The sequence below is a fragment of the Xanthomonas euvesicatoria pv. euvesicatoria genome, assembly GCF_020880415.1.
Lineage (GTDB): Bacteria > Pseudomonadota > Gammaproteobacteria > Xanthomonadales > Xanthomonadaceae > Xanthomonas > Xanthomonas euvesicatoria.
In genome coordinates, this window is record NZ_JAJIUJ010000040.1 from 65,031 (window position 1) to 82,195 (window position 17,165).

Sequence of the window (17,165 nt, forward strand, 5' to 3'; positions counted from 1 at the left end):
TGACGGCTATCGCACACACTCGCCCACCAGTATCCCCACCGCGCCCACTGCGATGGTGTGTTCTCTTGCCCAGCAAGGCCGCAATGACCATGTCAAGTCACTTGTGTCGCGTGCTGCCTGCCTTGCGCAGCGCACTAATTCCAGGTCTAGCGCTCGCACTGAGCGCCTGCACTCCCGGCGAATCTGCACCCCACGCCGTTCCCTCATCAGCACCGGTAGCACCTGCGAAGAACAACGCACCCGCAGCATTGCAGGTCAACGCCAGACTAGCCGCGCTGATACAGGCCGCTGGCGCAACCTGCACGGATGCAACAGGATGCACAGCAGGCAATGTCGACACGCGTGATTTTTACGATGTGGAGTTTTTGCCCGATTGTGGCGATAAGGGCTTCTTCGCCGGCGTCGCCCAGGCGAACGGAGCAGATCTATTGGATGCCGTTCCCGTCACCGGCAGCAGCGCAACGGCTACAGCCAATCTTGCCCAAGGCCAGCTCGTCTGCGTCCAGGCGATCGGCCGAGCCGGACAAAACCCGCGTTATTACTACGTGGCCGCAATTCCAGCGGACACCATTGCAAAGTGCAAAAACAACGCATTGTGCAAAACCTATGGCGACAGGCCGATTAAGCAGATCAAGCCTGAAAGTAGTGAGAGCTGCCACGCGGCAGCACCAGGACAATCCACTGGCAATTGCGCGCAAGGATGGGTGGGTGCGGACGCACTCGAAGTATTTTCGAACGGAATCTAGTTGCACGCACCAAACGGGTGATTTGCAGGCAACCCATCCATCACTGCATGACGATTGCTGCAATGGATCCAGATGAGGTACCCGGCCCGTGTTGAGGACACTCACCGGCCTTGGCATCGTTTGAGCAATCGGCAATCGTCACTCCGGTCACGCTCCCAGGGTGCGGGCCTGCTGCGTCCGGCCGGCTCGCCGCACTCTGGCCCCCGCAAGCCTTCACGCATTTGCACACAATGCGCAGATACCATCCTGCGCGCTCGCACATCGCCCGATACGATCAGGAGGATCCGTTGGCCCTTTTACGAACATCTCTGCATGCCCTCGCACTGAGCCTGGCGCTGGCTGCCTGCAAACCGCAAGCAGAGCCAGCAGGCGCGGCAATGCCCGCGGCGACAGCAGAGGCAGCGGGTACCGCGCCTGCCGCCTCAACCCCTGCTACGGCGTCGGCCACGCCCGTTCAGCCGACGACCTGCCCCACCGCCGACTTCTCTGCATTTCTAAAAAGCTTCAGTGCAGACATCGCGGCCCAGGAGAAAGCCACGGCCGACCCGCTGACCATGATCCGGATCGATCCGGATGCGCAGCCGGAACCGGCGCCAGTCACTCGCGAGGTTGCGCTAGCCGACGTCAAATGGCCGGTTATCCCGAACCTGGACGTGGCCCGCTCCGCGGGCCGCGAGGTCGTGGTGTCCGAGAACGCAGGCGGTCGCCAGGTGCTGGTGCGTACACCTGACAGCGGCGATCAACAGGTCTACCACTTCGCCCAGCGCCCATGCTGGACCTTGGTCAAGGTCGACGACCAGTCGCTGTAACGGCGCGGGCAAGTAACGGCGCGGCCAACACCGCGCCACGCAAAAACCCAAATCAGGAGACGGCCGTGCCCCCCTTCAGAGTGCTCATCCCCGTGCTGGCAGTAGCGCTTGCCGCGTGTAACGGTCCGCAGGCAGCCGATGCGCCTGAAACGCCGGCCAATGCACCCGCAGCCGCGGCTGGCCCACCCGCACCGGCCGCGACACCTCCTGCCACACCGACACAAGGGACTGTACCCATGGCAACGATCGACTCCTTCGTTCCAGCAGGATCGAAGGCACTGGATACCCAACGCGGCGACCTGACTGGCGCCGGACATTCGGACGCACTTGTCGTGATTTCTCCGCCGGCAACCGGCAACGAAAAGCTCGGCGAAGGGCAGCCACGTCGCGTCCTGCTGCTGACCCAGAACGCCGATGGCAGCCTGCAAAAGGCCGCTGAAAATAATCGCATCGTGCCCTGTGCCCGCTGCGGCGGTCTGGCAGGCGACCCGTATGCGTTTTCGCGCGTCCAGCCCGGGCAATTCACCATCTCCATCTCAGGCGGCTCGCGCGAGCGCTGGGCCGACGACTTCACGTTCAAGTATTCGGCAGACAAGCAGACCTGGTTGCTGGACAAGGTCGTGCGCGATCTTTCCGATACCGAGACCGAACAACACAACACCCTGGAATTAACCGACAAGGATTTTGGGACGGTGACGTTCCAGGACTTCGACCCCGTCACGCTCAAGAAAGTCGCGGCGCTGGATGAGGCTGGAGCCCAGAAACAAAATTAAAGGGAAGTAATGGCTGACACGGACAAGGATGGGTCCGTCTTTTCATGTTGCTGAGAAATGAGGAGTTACACCATGGCAACCGATCGCGAAACTGGGCTGCTGCAGGCAGCCTATGCAGCGGGAATCACCCGGCCCAACGAATTGGCGAATTTCATGGCCCAGGTAGGCCACGAATCGGGCGGACTCAACCGCCTGGAAGAAGGGTTCCGCTATACCCGCGGCCCCTCCCAAGTGAGCTCGAAAGTGCGTTCTGCACTGCGCGAAGGACCGGAGGCGCTGGAAGAAGCGCGCCTTGAGGCATTGCGCGGCCAGCCGGAGAAACTCGCCGAATTGATGTATGGCGGGCGCATGGGCAACAACGAGCCCGGCGATGGCTATCTTTACCGTGGTCGCGGCTACATCCAGCTCACCGGCAAGGATCAGTATCGCGAGGCCGGCGAAGCGTTGAAACTCGACCTGGTCGCGCACCCCGAACTGGCCGCGCAACCGGAAAACGCGTCGCGGATCGCAACCTGGTACTGGCAGCACAATGTGCCGCAAGCGGCCAGGCAGGATGCGCATGCAGCAGGCGTTGCGATCAACGGCGGCGATCCGCCGAATGGACTGGCTGACCGCGAAAGCCGCTTCGCGCGCTGGCAGCGCGACCTCACGCCCGATGTGATGCACAAGCTCGAACACGGTCAACTCGGACAGACCGTCGCGCCCGCGCAGCATTCGGCACCGACGCAAGCACCGCATGCCGGTTCGAACGCGCATTCGTTCCAGGCCACCATGGAGCGCATGCTTCCGCCGCAGAACGGCACTGCGCCGCATATCACCGGGCATTACGGCGAGCACCGCAGCGCGCGCGACCACGGCGGCACCGACTTCAATTATCAGGGCGGTCAGGCAGGACGCAATCTGCAGCATCCAACCGTGCATTCGCCGGTCGCCGGAACGGTGACCTTTGCTGGCGGAAGCTACGGCACCGTCAAGATTCGCGATGCACAAGGCAACTCGCACGAGATCCTGCATCTGGATGGCGTCAAGGTCAAAGAAGGGCAAACATTGTCGGCAGGCGACGCGATCGGCACGATGGGGGGACGTGGGCCCAATGGCGCAAGCCAATATGCGCAGCATGTGCATTACCAATTGCGCGATGCCAACGGCAAATTGACCAGCCCCGAGACCTTCTGGAATCAGGGTCACCAACACGAAGCGGGTGCGCGCCACACGCAGGCAGCACCGGCAAGCGGCACAAGTGCCCTGCGGCATGGCGACAACAGTCAGGATGTGGGCAAGCTGCAGCAGGACCTCAACCGTCTCGGTGTACGCGATGCACAAGGCAACCGCCTGGCCGAAGACGGGCGCTTCGGCGACAACACGCGTGAGGCGGTAATGGCGTTCCAGAAGCAGCATGGGCTGCAGCAGGACGGTGTTGTCGGCCGCGATACGCGTGCAGCATTGGCTGCACAACCGGCGCAGACCCGCGAGGCGCAGGTTGCTGGGCCGAAAGGGCCTTCGCTCAACGATGCATCGCATCCCGACCACGCGCTACATAACGCAATCCGCAGCAGGCTGCCGAGCATGATCTCCAACGAGACGGCGGCACATGTCACGCTGCAGGCGAAGCAGAATGGGATCGACAGCGCGGACAAGTTGCAGAACGTGACAGTGCAGGACGGCAAGGCGTTCGTCATGGGCACCACGCCGGGCTTCCGTGCGGCGGTGGACCTGAACCAACCTGCCCCGACACTTGAGCAAACCAGCGCGCAGTTGCTGGCTGGTCACTCGCAGCAGCAACAGGCCCAGCAAGAACTGCAGAAGGTTGCGATGGGAGGTCGCTGATCTTTCAGCGATAGATCAAGAAGACGCCGGCCAGGAGATTGGCCGGCGTTCTTGTTTCCACATGCACCGCGGGAGTCACGACACATCGCGCAAGCTGATGGCCATTCAACGGCCAGCGCGCGTGGTGATGGGACACCGCAACACCCCCGCGCTGGCGCACGATACGGCGCAACCTTGCCTGACACCACTGCATTGCGCGCATGCTTGGCCGCAGCGGCCAATGACACCATGCATCCGCTGCGCCTCTGCGATGTGCGCCACAGCGGAAAGTGGCCGGGCGCACAGAAAGAAACACATCCGTAATGTTTACTACTGTCCAGTTCGTGACTGTGCAAGCGTAACTGCCGGCACCCAAGGTGCCATCGGCGACCGGCTGTCGGGGGGCTGCCGGTCTTTGCATTGCACGTTTTCTGGAGAGAGTCGTCATGCAATTCCATGTCCTGGGCGCGGCAATCTGCTGCGCGCTCTCGTTTTCTGCTGCCGCGAATGCTGCCGATGTGTCGGCAAATGCCGCTGTTTCGCGCGCGCAATCGTTATTGGGGAACAACGCGTCTGCATTGGCCAATCGCGCGCCGGCCGACGCCTTCATCGCACGCGACAGCATCGTCGATGCCGACGGTACCGAACATGTGCGTTTCGATCGCACCTATCAGGGCCTGCCGGTGATCGGCGGCGACGTGGTGGTGCACTCGCGTCGCGGGGTGATGCGTGAATTGAGCCAGACCATGGACACCACGGTGCGTCCGAGCCTGGTGCCGGGAATCGATGCGGCAACCGCGTTGCGTGTGGCCGGTTCGCACTTCGATGTGGCGCAGGATGCCGCGCCGCGTGCGAGTCTGGCGCTGTATGCACGCCAGGGCGCGCCGCGCCTGGTGTACGAGGTAATTTACAGCGGCGTCAAACCCGACCAGACACCGACCGAGATGCATTACATCGTCGATGCGGTGAACCAGCGCATCCTCGAATCCTGGGATACCGTGCATACCGCATGTAGCGGCGGCACCAGCGCCGCTGGCACAGGACGTTCGTTGTATGCGGGCAGCGTGACGGTGAACACGACGCGCTGCAGCAGCACCAGCTACGAAATGACCGATCTCAGTCGCGGCAGCGGTGCGACCTACAACATGCGCAACAGCACCTCCGGCAATGGCACGCTGGTCACCGATGCCGACAATGCCTGGGGCAGCGGCACCACCGGCGATACGGTCACCGCAGCGGTCGATGCGCATTACGGCGTGGCGTTGACCTGGGACTATTACCGCACCACGCATTCGCGCACGGGCATTGCAAACGATGGCGCCGGTGCACGGAGCCGGGTGCATTACGGTAGTCGCTACAACAACGCCTTCTGGCAGGACAGTTGTTTCTGCATGACCTTCGGCGATGGCGACGGCAGCACGTTCACGCCGTTGGTGTCGGTGGATGTGGCCGGTCACGAGATGACCCACGGTGTGACCAGCCGCACCGCCGCGCTGACCTACTCGGGCGAATCGGGCGGTTTGAATGAAGCCACGTCCGACATCATGGGCACCATGGTGGAGTACTCCGCTGCCAACAGCGCCGAGCCGGGCAATTATCTGATTGGCGAGAAGATCATCCCCAACAACAGCACCGGCACACTGGCGTTGCGTTACATGTTCAAGCCAAGCCTGGATGGCAAATCGCCCGATTGCTACAGCAGCAGCCTGGGCTCGCTCAATGTGCACTACAGGTCGGGCGTGGCCAATCACTTCTACTATCTGCTGGCCGAAGGGGCGGTGGTGCCGAGCGGGTTCGGCTCGGGCACCAGCTACAACCTGACCCCGACCAGTCTGGTCTGCAGCGGCTCCACGGCGCTCACCGCGATCGGCCGCGCCGCGGCCAGCCGCATCTGGTATCGCGCACTGACGGTCTACATGACCTCGTCCACCAACTACGCGGCGGCCCGTCGGGCCACGCTGAGCGCGGCCACCGATCTGTACGGCAGCACGTCCACGCAATACCGCGCGGTAGCGGCGGCGTGGAGCGCGGTCTCGGTGAACTGACGGTGCGTCCCTCGCCACGCCACCAAGGCGTGGCGAGGGCACATCTGCCATGGCGCCATCCGCGCGCGTATGCTTGGATCATTCCTGGGAGGGAACATGAGCCAAAGCACCACGACCGCGCGACCGATCGAGCGCTATTTCGCCAGCTATTCCGACGATCATCAAAACGCGACCAATCAGCAGATCCACGTGCTGGCGGTGCCTGCCATCCTGTGGTCGGTGGTGGCGCTGTTGTGGTGCATCCCGGTCGGCGGTAGCTGGTTCAGCAGCGGCGTGTGGGCCGCGCTGTCGATGTTTGCGGCGTGGTCGTACTACAACCGGCTGTCGCGCCCGCTGGGGCTGGGCATGCTGGGGATCTTTTTCTTCTTCGGCTGTCTGTGCCGGTTGATCGAAGGCCGCATCGGGCTTGGCGGCCTGTTCACCACCGCGCTGACGGTGTTCGTGCTGGCATGGATTGCGCAGTTCGTCGGCCACAAGATCGAAGGCCGCAAACCGAGCTTCCTGACCGATCTGACCTATCTGCTGATCGGGCCGATCTGGGTGCTGGCCAAGGCGTATCGCCAGCTGGGTTGGCGTTACTGAGCGTCGCCGACAGACCAGCCAGGCCTCACGCGCCGATCCCGAGCTCTTCGGGCAGTGGGCGAAACGCACGCGGCGCATAGCCGAAATCGCGGCGTGCCGGCTCCAGATCGAATACCAGGTCCTCGCGCATGCGCTGTAGCGCGGCGGCATTCAAGCCCCGCAGGCGGCCCAGGCGTTGCGCTGCGGTGAGTGCAAGACCGAACAGGCTCGGCGGCACCTGGTACAGACGTGCAGGCCGTGGCAGCGCTTCCAGTACGCGCTCTACCATCTGCGTGTACGCCAGCACTTCGCCGCCGCCCACGGCATAACTGCGCTGCTGGGTGGCCGGCTGGCCAACCACCGCCAGAGCGGCGCTGGCCAGATCTTCCACATGCACGGGCTGGCGAAGGCCAGTGGCGTTGGCGGGCAGTACGAACGCGCCGGTGCGCTGCGCCAGCCCGGCGATCTGGGTCAAGGTTTTGTCGCGTCCCGCGCCGTAGACCAGGGTCGGCCGCAGCACGGTGGCACTAGCGCCACGCGCACGCGCGGCGGAAAACAGCGCCTGTTCGGCAGTGGCCAGACGCTGGGCCACGTCGCGCTCGGCCGCGTCGATGGAGTGTTCCTTGACCTCAACGCTGGTGGAACCGAACGCCACGATACGCGGCGCTACCACCGGGTTTTCGGCATACCAGCGTGCGAAGTGGTCCAGCGGACCACAGCTGAAGATCACCTCGAACGCCTCGCCGGCAGCTGCCGGCACAGCCAGATCGCCCTGCCGCCAGATCAGACCGGAGCGCGCTGCGCGCGGCTGGCGCGACCACGCCGTCACCTGCCATCGGCTGCTCAGCAGGCGGATCAGCAAGCGCTCGCCGATTTGCCCGCTGCCGCCGAAGACCAGGGCGCGCGGCGCAGATGCAGCGGTGGACGGAGCGGGATTGGCGGCAGTCACGGGGCAATTATCGATGCATGCATGCCTGCAGCATAGCGAGTGCGGCATTGCGATGTGCAGCCCAGTGGGGCCGATGGCAGGCCATGTGCGCTGGCGGCGTTGACGCGGACGTCAGTCAACGGTTTGTTAAGCTCTCGGGCCTGCTCGCGAATCTTGTGTTCCCTGCATGCCTTTCTCGTTGGAAATTCTGCTGGCGCTGCCATTTGTCATGGCCGCTGCCGCTGCGCTGCTCTGGCGCGCCTCCCGTTCGATCACTGCGTGGTTGGCTGCGGCCGCGCCGTTGGCCGGGCTGCTGGTGCTGGCGCTGTTGACGCCCGCGGTGCTGCGCGGCGAGGTGATTGCCAGCGATCACGCGTGGCTGCCGCAGATTGGCCTGATGTTCTCGCTGCGGCTCGATGGCCTGGCCTGGATGTTCGCACTGCTGGTGCTGGGCATCGGTGCGCTGGTGGTGCTGTACGCGCATTACTATTTGAGCCCACGCGATAGCGCGTCGCGTTTTTTTGCCTATCTCTTGCTGTTCATGGGCGCGATGCTCGGCATGGTGCTGTCGGGCAACCTGCTCTTGCTGATGGTGTTCTGGGAACTCACCAGCATCAGCTCGTTCCTGTTGATCGGTTTCTGGTCGCACCGCAAGGACGCGCGCGAAGGCGCACGCATGGCCTTTGTGCTGACTGCCGGCGGCGGCCTGTCGTTATTGGGCGGCGTGTTGATGATCGGCCGCATCGTGGGCAGTTTTCAGCTCGATGCCGTCCTGGCCGCCGGCGATGTGATCCGCGCCAGCCCGCTGTATCCGTACGCGCTGGGCCTGGTGTTGCTGGGCATCTTCACCAAGAGCGCGCAGTTCCCGTTCCACTTCTGGTTGCCGCACGCAATGGCGGCGCCCACGCCGGTGTCGGCGTATCTGCATTCGGCCACGATGGTGAAGGCCGGCGTATTTTTGCTGGCGCGTTTGCATCCGGCGCTGGCCGGTACCGATCTGTTTTTCTACACGGTGACCAGCATCGGCGCGATCACGGTGCTGTTGGGCGCATGGCACGCCATCTTTCAGCACGATCTCAAGGGCGTGCTGGCGTACTCGACCATTTCGCATCTGGGCCTGATCACGATGCTGTTCGGCCTGTCCACGCCGATGGCGGTGGTGGCCGGCGTGTTTCACCTCATCAACCATGCGGTCTTCAAAGCGTCGTTGTTCATGGCCGCCGGCATCATCGACCATGAGACCGGCACGCGCGACATGCGCAAGCTGGGCAATCTGCGCCGGTTGATGCCGGTGACCAGCGCGCTGGCCATCACCGCTTCGCTGGCCATGGCCGGCATTCCGCTGCTCAACGGCTTCTTGTCGAAGGAAATGTTCTTCGCGGTTGCGCTGGATACCGAAGCGCCGCAACTGATGCGCATCCTGGCCAGCACCGCTGCGCTGCTGGCCGGCCTGCTGGGCGTGGCGTACAGCCTGCGCTTCGTGCACGACACCTTCTTCGGCGAAGGCCCGCGCGCGCTGGACACCACGCCGCACGAGCCGCCGCGCTGGATGCGGATTCCGGTCGACGTGCTGGTACTTACCTGCGTGGCGGTGGGCATCGTGCCGGCATGGACAGTGGCGCCCGTATTGCGCGCCGGTGCCACCGCGATCTTGGGCGACCAGCTGCCCGACTACAGCCTGGCGCTGTGGCATGGCGTCAATTTGCCGCTGGCGATGAGCGTTGCCGGCATCGTCGGCGGTGCGTTGTTGTACGTGGCGCTGCGCCGCACGCTGGATCTGTATGCAATCCAGAACCGTTCGCCGGGCAAGGCACTGTTCCAATGGAACCTGCGTGCCTTGTTCAGTGCCACCGCACGCATGACCGACGCCGTCACCAACGGCAACCTGCAGCGCATGTTGATGCTGCTGGTGCTAAGCGCGGTCGTGGTGGCGCTGGTGCCGTTCCTGCAAGGCGGTGCATTGCCGCAATGGCCTGCACCCATGCCAATGCCGGCGCTGGGGTGGATGGTGTGGCTGTTGATGATCGCATGCGCCCTGGGCAGCCTGTTCCTGTACAAGCAGCGCCTGCTGGCGGTGCTGGTGCTCGGCGGCACCGGGCTGGCGGTCAGCCTGACGTTCGTGTTCTTGTCGGCGCCGGATCTGGCGCTGACGCAGTTGCTGGTGGAAATGGTCACGCTGGTGCTGATGCTGCTGGCGATGAACTACCTGCCCGAGCGCTCGTTGCCCGAACGTGCGCGGCTGCGCAAGATGCGTGATGCCGCAATTGCCATTGCCGGCGGTGCCGGTCTTGCGGCGTTGGCGTATACCTTGATGACGCAACCCAGCCATTCGGTCGCCGGCGAACTGCTGCAGCGCGCCTTGCCCGAAGCGTATGGGCGCAATGTGGTCAACGTAATTTTGGTGGATTTCCGGGGCTTCGATACCTTTGGCGAGATCACCGTCTTCGCCATCGCCGGGCTGGTGGTGCACGCCTTGCTGCGCCGCGCGCGCATGGCACCGGAGCGCACCATGCCGGGGCCGCCGATCAAGTTGCCGGTGCCGGCCGATCTGGCGCAGATCATGTTCCCGCTGACATTGACGGTGTCGCTGTTCCTGTTCCTGCGCGGGCACAACGCGCCGGGCGGCGGCTTCATTGCCGGGCTGGTGTTGGCGGTGCCATTGCTGATGCAGTACGTGATTCAGGGGACGGCCTCGGTGGAGTCGCGCTTTGGTTTCGACTACATCCGCCTGATCGGCATCGGCTTGTTGTGCGCGCTGATCAGCGGCGCCGGCTCGCTGGTGTTCGGGCTGCCGTTCCTGAGCAGCGGACATCTGGAAATTCCGCTGCCGCTATTGGGCGAGCTGGAACTGGCCAGTGCGCTGGGCTTCGATACCGGCGTGTACCTGGTGGTGTTCGGTGCGGCAATGTTGATGCTGTCGATGATGGGCACGATCAAGCCCTCGCGTACGCGCAGTTCGCAGCGCGGCGAGATCGACCCCACCCAACGTTCGACACGCACCGCGGAGCAGCATTGATGGAATTGGCAGTGGCAAGCGCGATCGGCGTCCTCACCGCACTGGCGATCTATCTGCTGCTGCGCGCGCGCAGCTTCGATGTGATCCTGGGCATGACATTCCTGTCGTATGCGACCAATCTGCTGATCTTTGCCGGTGGGCGCTTGCGCAGTGGCCAGGCGCCGGTGTTGCGCGACGGCGTGCCGGCCGAGCTGATGCATCACACCGATCCGCTCCCGCAGGCCTTGGTGCTGACCGCCATCGTGATCGCGTTTGCGATGACCGCGGTGAGCCTGGTGCTGGCGATCCGCAGCCGTAGCGACAATGGCAGCGACCATGTGGATGCGCACGAAGATGCCGCGACCGGCACGGATACGCGGCAGGCCCGGCGATGAACCATCTGCTGATCCTGCCCATCCTGATCCCGATGCTGGGCGCGTCGGCATCGTTGTTCGTCGAGCACCGCCGCTATGGGCCGCGCGTGCAGCGCAGCGTGGCGTGGGTCAGCATCGCCTTGTTGGCCGCGGCGGTCATCGCCCTGTTCGCACGCGCGGCCGACGGCCGGATCCTGGTCTATCTGCTCGGCGACTGGCCGGCGCGCATCGGCATCGTGCTGATGGGCGACCGCTTGTCGGCGTGGATGCTGCTGACGACCTTGATCCTGGGCTCGGCGTGCCTGCTGCATGCATGCGCAGGCTGGGACCGGCGCGCACCGCATTTCCATGCATTGTTTCAGTTCCAGTTGATGGGCTTGAACGGCGCATTCCTGACCGGCGACATCTTCAACCTGTTCGTGTTCTTCGAGGTGATGCTCATCGCCTCCTACGGCCTGCTGCTCAGCGGCGGGCGCGGGTTGCAGATGCGGGTGGGCCTGCATTACGTGGTGTTCAACGTGTGTGCGTCGACGTTGTTCCTGATTGCGCTGGGCCTGCTGTTCGGTGTTTTCGGCACGCTCAACATGGCCGAGCTGTCGCAGCGCATTGCCGATCTGCCGGCGCAGGACCTGCCGTTGGCAAAGGCCGCGCTGGGCTTGTTGCTGCTGGTGTTCTGCAGCAAGGCCGCATTGCTGCCGCTGTATCTGTGGCTACCGGAAACCTATTCGCGTGCGCCGGCGGCGGTGGCTGCATTGTTCGCCATCATGACCAAGGTGGGGTTATACGCAGCGCTGCGGGTATCGTCGTTGTGGTTCGGTGCCGGTGCCGGCGCGCTGCACGGCTTCGGTCGCCACGCGCTGTTGTGGCTGGGCATCGCGACGCTGCTGATGGCCGCGTTCGGGGTGATGGCCGCATCGCGGCTGCGGGTGATGGTGTCGTACCTGGTGGTGTTTTCGGCAGCGACCTTGTTCATCGCGTTTTCGCTGGACGATGCCGGCGCACTGGGCGCGGGACTGTATTACCTGCCGCACAGCAGCTTTGTCGCCGCTGCGTTGTTCATGGTCTCTGACCTGATCCGCCGTCGCCGCGGCAGTGCCAGCGACCGCAAGGAAGTGGTGGCGCCGCTGCCGGGGCGGGCCATTCCGGGCACGATGTTCATGATTGCCGCGGTGGCGGTGGCCGGGTTGCCGCCACTCTCCGGATTTCTGGCCAAGGCCGCATTGCTGCAACACGTGCCTGAAGGGCTGGTGGGACCGGTGTGGATCGCGGTGCTCGGCAGTAGCCTGCTGATGGTGATCGGCCTCACCCGCGCCGGCGTACGGTTGTTCTGGCGGGTGCCGGCGGCGGCGGAAAATGCGCCGGAACTGCAGCCGCCGCGACGTGGCCGCATGCGTCCGGTGGAGACCGCCGCCACGGTGCTGTTGCTGAGCGGGCTGGTTGCGATGACCGGCGCCGCAGGTCCCCTGATGCATTACACCGATGCGGCCGCTGCGCAGTTGCGCGACCCCGGCGCGTATGTTGACCAGGTCCGCGCCACCACGCCGCAACGGAGGCAGCCATGAACACACGTCTGCCACTGCGTCGCCGCCTGTTTCCCTCGCCGCCCTTGAGCGTGACGGTCTTCGTGTTCTGGCTGCTGCTCAGCGATAGCTTCGGCCTGCAGCAATGGGTCCTGGGCATGCTGCTGGGCGTGGTGGTACCGATCTTTGCAGCGCGGCTGGACCGCGAGTTCGCACAGATCGGCTCGCTGCGCTCGGTGCCACGCATGCTGCTGGTGGCCGCAGGCGACATCGTGCGCTCCAACATCAAGGTCGCTGCGCAGGTGCTCGGGCCAGAATCGCGTATCCATCCCGGTTTCATCTGGGTGCCGCTGGACATCGCCAACATCCACGGCATTGCTGCGTTGACCAGCATGATCACGTTGACACCGGGAACCGTCTCGGCCGCGCTGTCGGACGACCGCAAATATCTGCTGGTGCACGTGCTGCATCTGGACGATCCGCAGGCCTTGATTGCCGAGATCAAGACCCGCTACGAAAAGCCCCTGATGGAGATCTTTCCATGACCGGCCACATGTTCATCGAATCGACCATCGTGATCTGCATGCACGCGGTGGGCCTGGCCATCCTGATGGCTTTGTGGCGGCTGCTGCGCGGGCCGACCGTGCCAGACCGCATCCTGGCGCTGGACACACTCTCGGTCACCGCCATTGCCGAATTGATGCTGCTGGGCATGTACCTGGATTCGCCGATCTACTTCGAGGCGGCCCTGGTCATTGCGATGCTTGGCTTCGGTAGCACCGTGGTACTGAGCAAGTACGTGTTGCGGCGGAGTATCGTCGAATGATCGCCCTCACCGAATATTTGCTCAGCGCCTTGCTGCTGGCGGGCACGTTTTTCATCCTGATCGGCGCTTTCGGTCTGGTGAAGCTGTCGGACTTTTTCAAGCGCCTGCATGCACCGACCAAGGCCAGCACGCTGGGCGTGGGCTGCGTGTTGCTGGCTTCGGTGGGCTACCACCTGTTTCTCGGCGTGGACCCGCAGCCGCGCGAATTGCTGATCACCGTGTTCCTGTTCATCACCGCACCGATCAGCGCGCACTTGATGGCCAAGGCAGCGCTGTCGCTGATGATGGAAAACCGCCCGGAAGTACCGAACCACGGCGACGCGCAGCAGGAAGGATTGCCGCAGGTCAAAGGCGATCTTGGCGAGAACGAAGAAACCGAGAAGCAGCATCCGGGGCCTGCGTCCGAGGGTGGCTAAGGCGTTGCTGCCCGGCGTGGCGTGTTTGCCGATCAGGTCCGGTTGCTGCTCAGAGCCTTCTCAACGGCGCAACTGGCTGAGCCGGTCGCCGGCACATGGGGCATCGACTCACGAGCGCTCACTTCGTGCGTTCGCCAACCACAGATGGGCATGCAACTGCAGTGTGGCGCGACTCAACAACCACGCGCGGCGCTGCGCCACCGTTGCGCAAAGCGATTCTGCGACCGCCCACCATCGCTAACCGGCGCGACGCATGGGCCGCAGCAGGAATGACACACCCTCCGCTAGCGCAGGATACAAACGCCTGCGCAAGACGACACCACCATCGCACACCTCGCATGTCAGCCGCAGCCTTCGACGTAATCCACCTGCGGCGGCTTGCCCACGCGCCAGCTGGTGACTTTGCCGTCTGCATCGGTCTCGAATACCAGCGCGGTCTGCGTGGCAGCGTCGGGTAGACGCAGCGTCAGCGCGCCTGGAATGTACTTATGCGGCTGCTCGGTCAGGCCGTCGGGGTACAACGCACGCAGCTGCGCCAATGTCATGCCGACCTTGCCGCCGCCCGGCGCCGTCTCTTTCGCTTCGTTGGTCTGCAAGCGCACCAATTGCCCGCCTTCGAACATGAAGCCCAAGCGACGCGGATCGCTGGCCCACCGTGGGCGCAGCAGGTAACAGCCATTATCGGGTGCCGCTTCGCCCTGCAAATCGCCACCCCAGGCAGCCCGCGCCTGGCTGGCATCCATCCCAAAGCGCAAGTCGCCATAGCCATCCATGCGCGCAAGCGCAGCGGGGTCCTGCTGGGTGCGCGGTGGAAATGTGCCAGCTGGCGCCGTGGCCGGCGGGACAGTGGCCGCCGGTTGATCGTCAGCGGCCGCAACCGGTACGTGCTCGGCGTTGGCGGGCGCGGCCGGCGCGGGCGATTGGTCGGCGCGGTTGCAGCTGGTCAGTACGAGCAATGCGCTCATCAGGCCCAATAGTCTGTATGTCATCTGCGCGTTTCCTAGAGTTGCAGTACAGCGTACACAGCCACCATCGCGAGCATGTGCAGAGCGTGGCCACACACCGTCGCCGCCATGTCATCGGCGCTTCATTGGCGGGCGTCACGCTATTGGCTTCGCAGGACCGCCGCCATGATCCCACGCAAGACCGAGCTCGCCCTAACCACGTTGCAATCGCACCGCAGCCCGCTGACGCTGCTGCAACGGCGCGCGTTGATCCTGGCCGACGGCCAGCGCGATCTGGCCACGCTCGCCACGCTGCTGGGCGGCGACGGCACCGGCTTGGTGCAGAGCCTGTGCGCGATGGGGTATCTGGATCTTGGACCCGCTGCATGCGGTGCTGCGGGTCAAACGCGCACGGCAGCCACTGCCGCGCTGCCCGATGTGCACGAAGCACCCGTGGCCCTACCGGACGCAGGACCCAGCGAAGAAGAGCTGCGGCGCCTGCGTCGCCGTGCAGCGACCAATGCACGCCTGTACTTGCTCGATATCCTGCAGTTGCAACGCAATGCCCTTGCCGCTGCGCTGCATCGGCAACTGCACGCCGCGCGCGACGACGATCAGATCCGCACGACCATCGCCGAGGCGTTGCACGCGCTGCCGCAGATCACCTCGGCGAGCTACGCCGAACGCGTCCGCACACGGATCGGCGAGCTGCTGCCGGAGACCTTGCAAGCCGCGTGATATGGCAGTGGTGGCCAGCGCGCGCCGACCGGCTCTTGCCGAGTCGCTCAACATGCGCAGGGGCTGGAGCCGAGCGCCGCATCACCGCAACGCCAGCAGCCCGCGCACCCACCGCTCGCATCACATCGCTGGCGCGCAGACAGAGCAGCTGCAGTCCGGCTTGGGAGCGTCGGACAACCTGCCGCTCAGCCGCGAGGTGCAGGCGGCTGGCACTCGGGGCAGGCATCTGGCCGCCCTCCACTCCAGGCACCGTGTGCCTGAGCATCGTCCGCACCATCTGCCAATTGCTTGCGAGGTCTTGGCCGCGCGCTAGGTTGCGTCTTCCGTTGTCGGCGGTTGAAACGCAGCGCGCAATCCGGACCAGCACTGCTGGTAATCGGCTTGCCGATGGGCGGCGTTCAATGCCTGCTGCGTAGGGCGCAACACCGCGCGCGTTTCGAACATGAAGGCCATGGTGTCGGCGATCACGTCCGGGCGCGTGAGATCTGCCTGTGACGCCTTGTCGAAGGTGGCCGCATCCGGGCCGTGCCCGCTCATGCAGTTATGCAACGAGGCGCCACCGGGCGCGAAGCCTTCGGCCTTGGCATCGTAGACGCCATGCACCAGGCCCATGAATTCGCTGGCGACGTTGCGATGGAACCACGGCGGGCGGAAGGTGTGCTGTGCCACCAGCCAACGCGGCGGGAAAATCGCAAAATCCATGTTCGCCGTCCCGTGCGTGTCGCTGGGCGAGGTCAGCACGGTGAAGATGCTGGGATCGGGATGATCGAAACTGATCGAGCCGATGGTGTTGAAGCGACGCAGGTCGTAACGATAAGGCGCGTAATTGCCGTGCCAGGCGACGACATCCAGCGGCGAGTGACCGATGTCGGCACGCCAGAGATGGCCCTGGAATTTGGCCACCAGTTCGAACCTGCCTTCGCGTTGTTCGAAGGCGGCGCGAGGGGTCTGGAAATCGCGCGGATTGGCCAGGCCATTGGCGCCGATCGGTCCCAGCTCCGGCAGGCGCAACAGGCCGCCGAAGTTTTCGCAGACGTAGCCACGCGCTTCACTATCGAGCAGTTCCACCCGGAAACGCAAACCGCGCGGTATCACGCCGATCTGTTGCGGCTCCAGTTCGAGCACGCCCAGTTCGGTGCAGACCCGCAACCGGCCGAGCTGCGGCACCAGCAGCAGCTCGCCGTCGGCGTTGTAGAAGAAACGATCGCGCATGGAGGCGTTGGCCGCATACAGATGCACGGCCACGCCGGTCATCGCCTCCGGGCTGCCATTGCCGGCCATGGTGTACAGGCCATCGACGAAATCGGTGCGCGTGGCCGGCAACGGCAACGGACTCCAGCGCATCTGGTCCGGCGGCACCGGGCCGCCGCCGAAATCGTTGTGGAGCCGAGACTGCTCGATCAGCGAGAAACGCCCATGCACCGCTGCAGGACGAATGCGGTACAGCCAGCTGCGCCGGTTCTCGCCGCGTGGCGCGGTGAAGGCGGTGCCGGACAACTGCTCGGCGTACAGGCCATGCGCCACGCGCTGCGGTGAGTTCTGCCCGACCGGCAGACTGCCGGCCACCGCCTCGGTTGCGAACTCATTGCCGAAGCCGGTCATGTAGGAAGTCTGGTCATGCATGGGCATGGGCTCTTCGGTTGCGGCACCACCGTTGCAGGGAGGTGCGATGTTAGAGAAACGC

The 17,165-nt window shown here is 64.5% G+C and carries 16 protein-coding genes; 13 read left to right on the plus strand and 3 right to left on the minus strand.

The features are described from left to right. The first annotated feature begins 83 nt into the window (after window positions 1–83). From LN450_RS07375 to LN450_RS07400, 6 genes are all read left to right on the plus strand, one after another. Window positions 84–746: a hypothetical protein gene (locus LN450_RS07375; protein ID WP_080505873.1), complete on the plus strand. Its 663-nt coding sequence runs from the start codon at window positions 84–86 to the stop codon at window positions 744–746. Window positions 747–976: 230 nt separating this feature from the next. Beyond that, on the plus strand, window positions 977–1,555 hold the full coding sequence (locus tag LN450_RS07380) for a hypothetical protein (RefSeq protein ID WP_011346159.1): 579 nt from the start codon (window positions 977–979) through the stop codon (window positions 1,553–1,555). Window positions 1,556–1,791: 236 nt separating this feature from the next. Further along, window positions 1,792–2,328, plus strand: a complete 537-nt coding sequence (locus tag LN450_RS07385) for a hypothetical protein (protein WP_031420838.1) — start codon at window positions 1,792–1,794, stop codon at window positions 2,326–2,328. Between the two features lie 72 nt (window positions 2,329–2,400). Then, window positions 2,401–4,155, plus strand: a complete 1,755-nt coding sequence (locus LN450_RS07390) for a peptidoglycan-binding protein (RefSeq protein ID WP_011346157.1) — start codon at window positions 2,401–2,403, stop codon at window positions 4,153–4,155. A 425-nt stretch (window positions 4,156–4,580) separates the two neighbouring features. Further along, complete coding sequence (locus LN450_RS07395) at window positions 4,581–6,179, plus strand: M4 family metallopeptidase (RefSeq protein WP_011346156.1); 1,599 nt, start codon at window positions 4,581–4,583, stop codon at window positions 6,177–6,179. 96 nt (window positions 6,180–6,275) lie between these two features. After that, complete coding sequence (locus tag LN450_RS07400; RefSeq protein WP_011346155.1) at window positions 6,276–6,761, plus strand: Mpo1 family 2-hydroxy fatty acid dioxygenase; 486 nt, start codon at window positions 6,276–6,278, stop codon at window positions 6,759–6,761. A gap of 25 nt (window positions 6,762–6,786) precedes the next feature. On the opposite strand, the gene LN450_RS07405 is transcribed toward LN450_RS07400, so the two are convergent. Next, window positions 6,787–7,689, minus strand: a complete 903-nt coding sequence (locus LN450_RS07405; protein ID WP_008575559.1) for an NAD-dependent epimerase/dehydratase family protein — start codon at window positions 7,687–7,689, stop codon at window positions 6,787–6,789. A 166-nt stretch (window positions 7,690–7,855) separates the two neighbouring features. Here LN450_RS07405 and LN450_RS07410 point away from each other — a divergent pair, with 166 nt between their 5' ends. Genes LN450_RS07410 through LN450_RS07435 form a run of 6 tightly spaced genes read left to right on the plus strand, consistent with a single transcriptional unit; the run spans window position 7,856 to window position 13,799 of the window. Beyond that, entirely contained in the window at window positions 7,856–10,684 is a 2,829-nt protein-coding gene (locus tag LN450_RS07410) for a monovalent cation/H+ antiporter subunit A (protein WP_011346153.1), read from the plus strand. Next, the gene (locus LN450_RS07415) at window positions 10,684–11,058 is read left to right on the plus strand and encodes a Na+/H+ antiporter subunit C (protein WP_011346152.1); all 375 of its coding nucleotides are present in this window, start codon (window positions 10,684–10,686) and stop codon (window positions 11,056–11,058) included. Before LN450_RS07410 ends, LN450_RS07415 begins: the two co-directional genes overlap by 1 nt. After that, window positions 11,055–12,599, plus strand: a complete 1,545-nt coding sequence (locus LN450_RS07420; RefSeq protein WP_011346151.1) for a monovalent cation/H+ antiporter subunit D — start codon at window positions 11,055–11,057, stop codon at window positions 12,597–12,599. The genes LN450_RS07415 and LN450_RS07420 overlap by 4 nt, the downstream gene beginning before the upstream one ends. Beyond that, window positions 12,596–13,102 carry a Na+/H+ antiporter subunit E gene (locus tag LN450_RS07425; protein ID WP_011346150.1) on the plus strand — a complete coding sequence of 169 codons (507 nt, stop codon included), beginning with the start codon at window positions 12,596–12,598 and terminating at the stop codon, window positions 13,100–13,102. Before LN450_RS07420 ends, LN450_RS07425 begins: the two co-directional genes overlap by 4 nt. Beyond that, window positions 13,099–13,383: a K+/H+ antiporter subunit F gene (locus tag LN450_RS07430; RefSeq protein WP_003486364.1), complete on the plus strand. Its 285-nt coding sequence runs from the start codon at window positions 13,099–13,101 to the stop codon at window positions 13,381–13,383. Before LN450_RS07425 ends, LN450_RS07430 begins: the two co-directional genes overlap by 4 nt. Next, entirely contained in the window at window positions 13,380–13,799 is a 420-nt protein-coding gene (locus LN450_RS07435; protein WP_008575549.1) for a Na+/H+ antiporter subunit G, read from the plus strand. Before LN450_RS07430 ends, LN450_RS07435 begins: the two co-directional genes overlap by 4 nt. 341 nt (window positions 13,800–14,140) lie before the next feature. Here LN450_RS07435 and LN450_RS07440 read toward each other — a convergent pair whose 3' ends face one another. Next, on the minus strand, window positions 14,141–14,764 hold the full coding sequence (locus LN450_RS07440) for a hypothetical protein (RefSeq protein ID WP_039417702.1): 624 nt from the start codon (window positions 14,762–14,764) through the stop codon (window positions 14,141–14,143). Between the two features lie 165 nt (window positions 14,765–14,929). Between LN450_RS07440 and LN450_RS07445 the strand changes: the two genes are divergently transcribed. After that, a complete protein-coding gene (locus tag LN450_RS07445) occupies window positions 14,930–15,481 on the plus strand; it encodes a hypothetical protein (protein WP_011346148.1) in 552 nt (183 codons plus the stop codon). Between the two features lie 309 nt (window positions 15,482–15,790). Here the strand turns inward: LN450_RS07445 and hmgA are convergent, their stop codons facing one another. Beyond that, a complete protein-coding gene (hmgA, locus tag LN450_RS07450; protein WP_039417698.1) occupies window positions 15,791–17,104 on the minus strand; it encodes a homogentisate 1,2-dioxygenase in 1,314 nt (437 codons plus the stop codon). Window positions 17,105–17,165 lie beyond the last annotated feature (61 nt).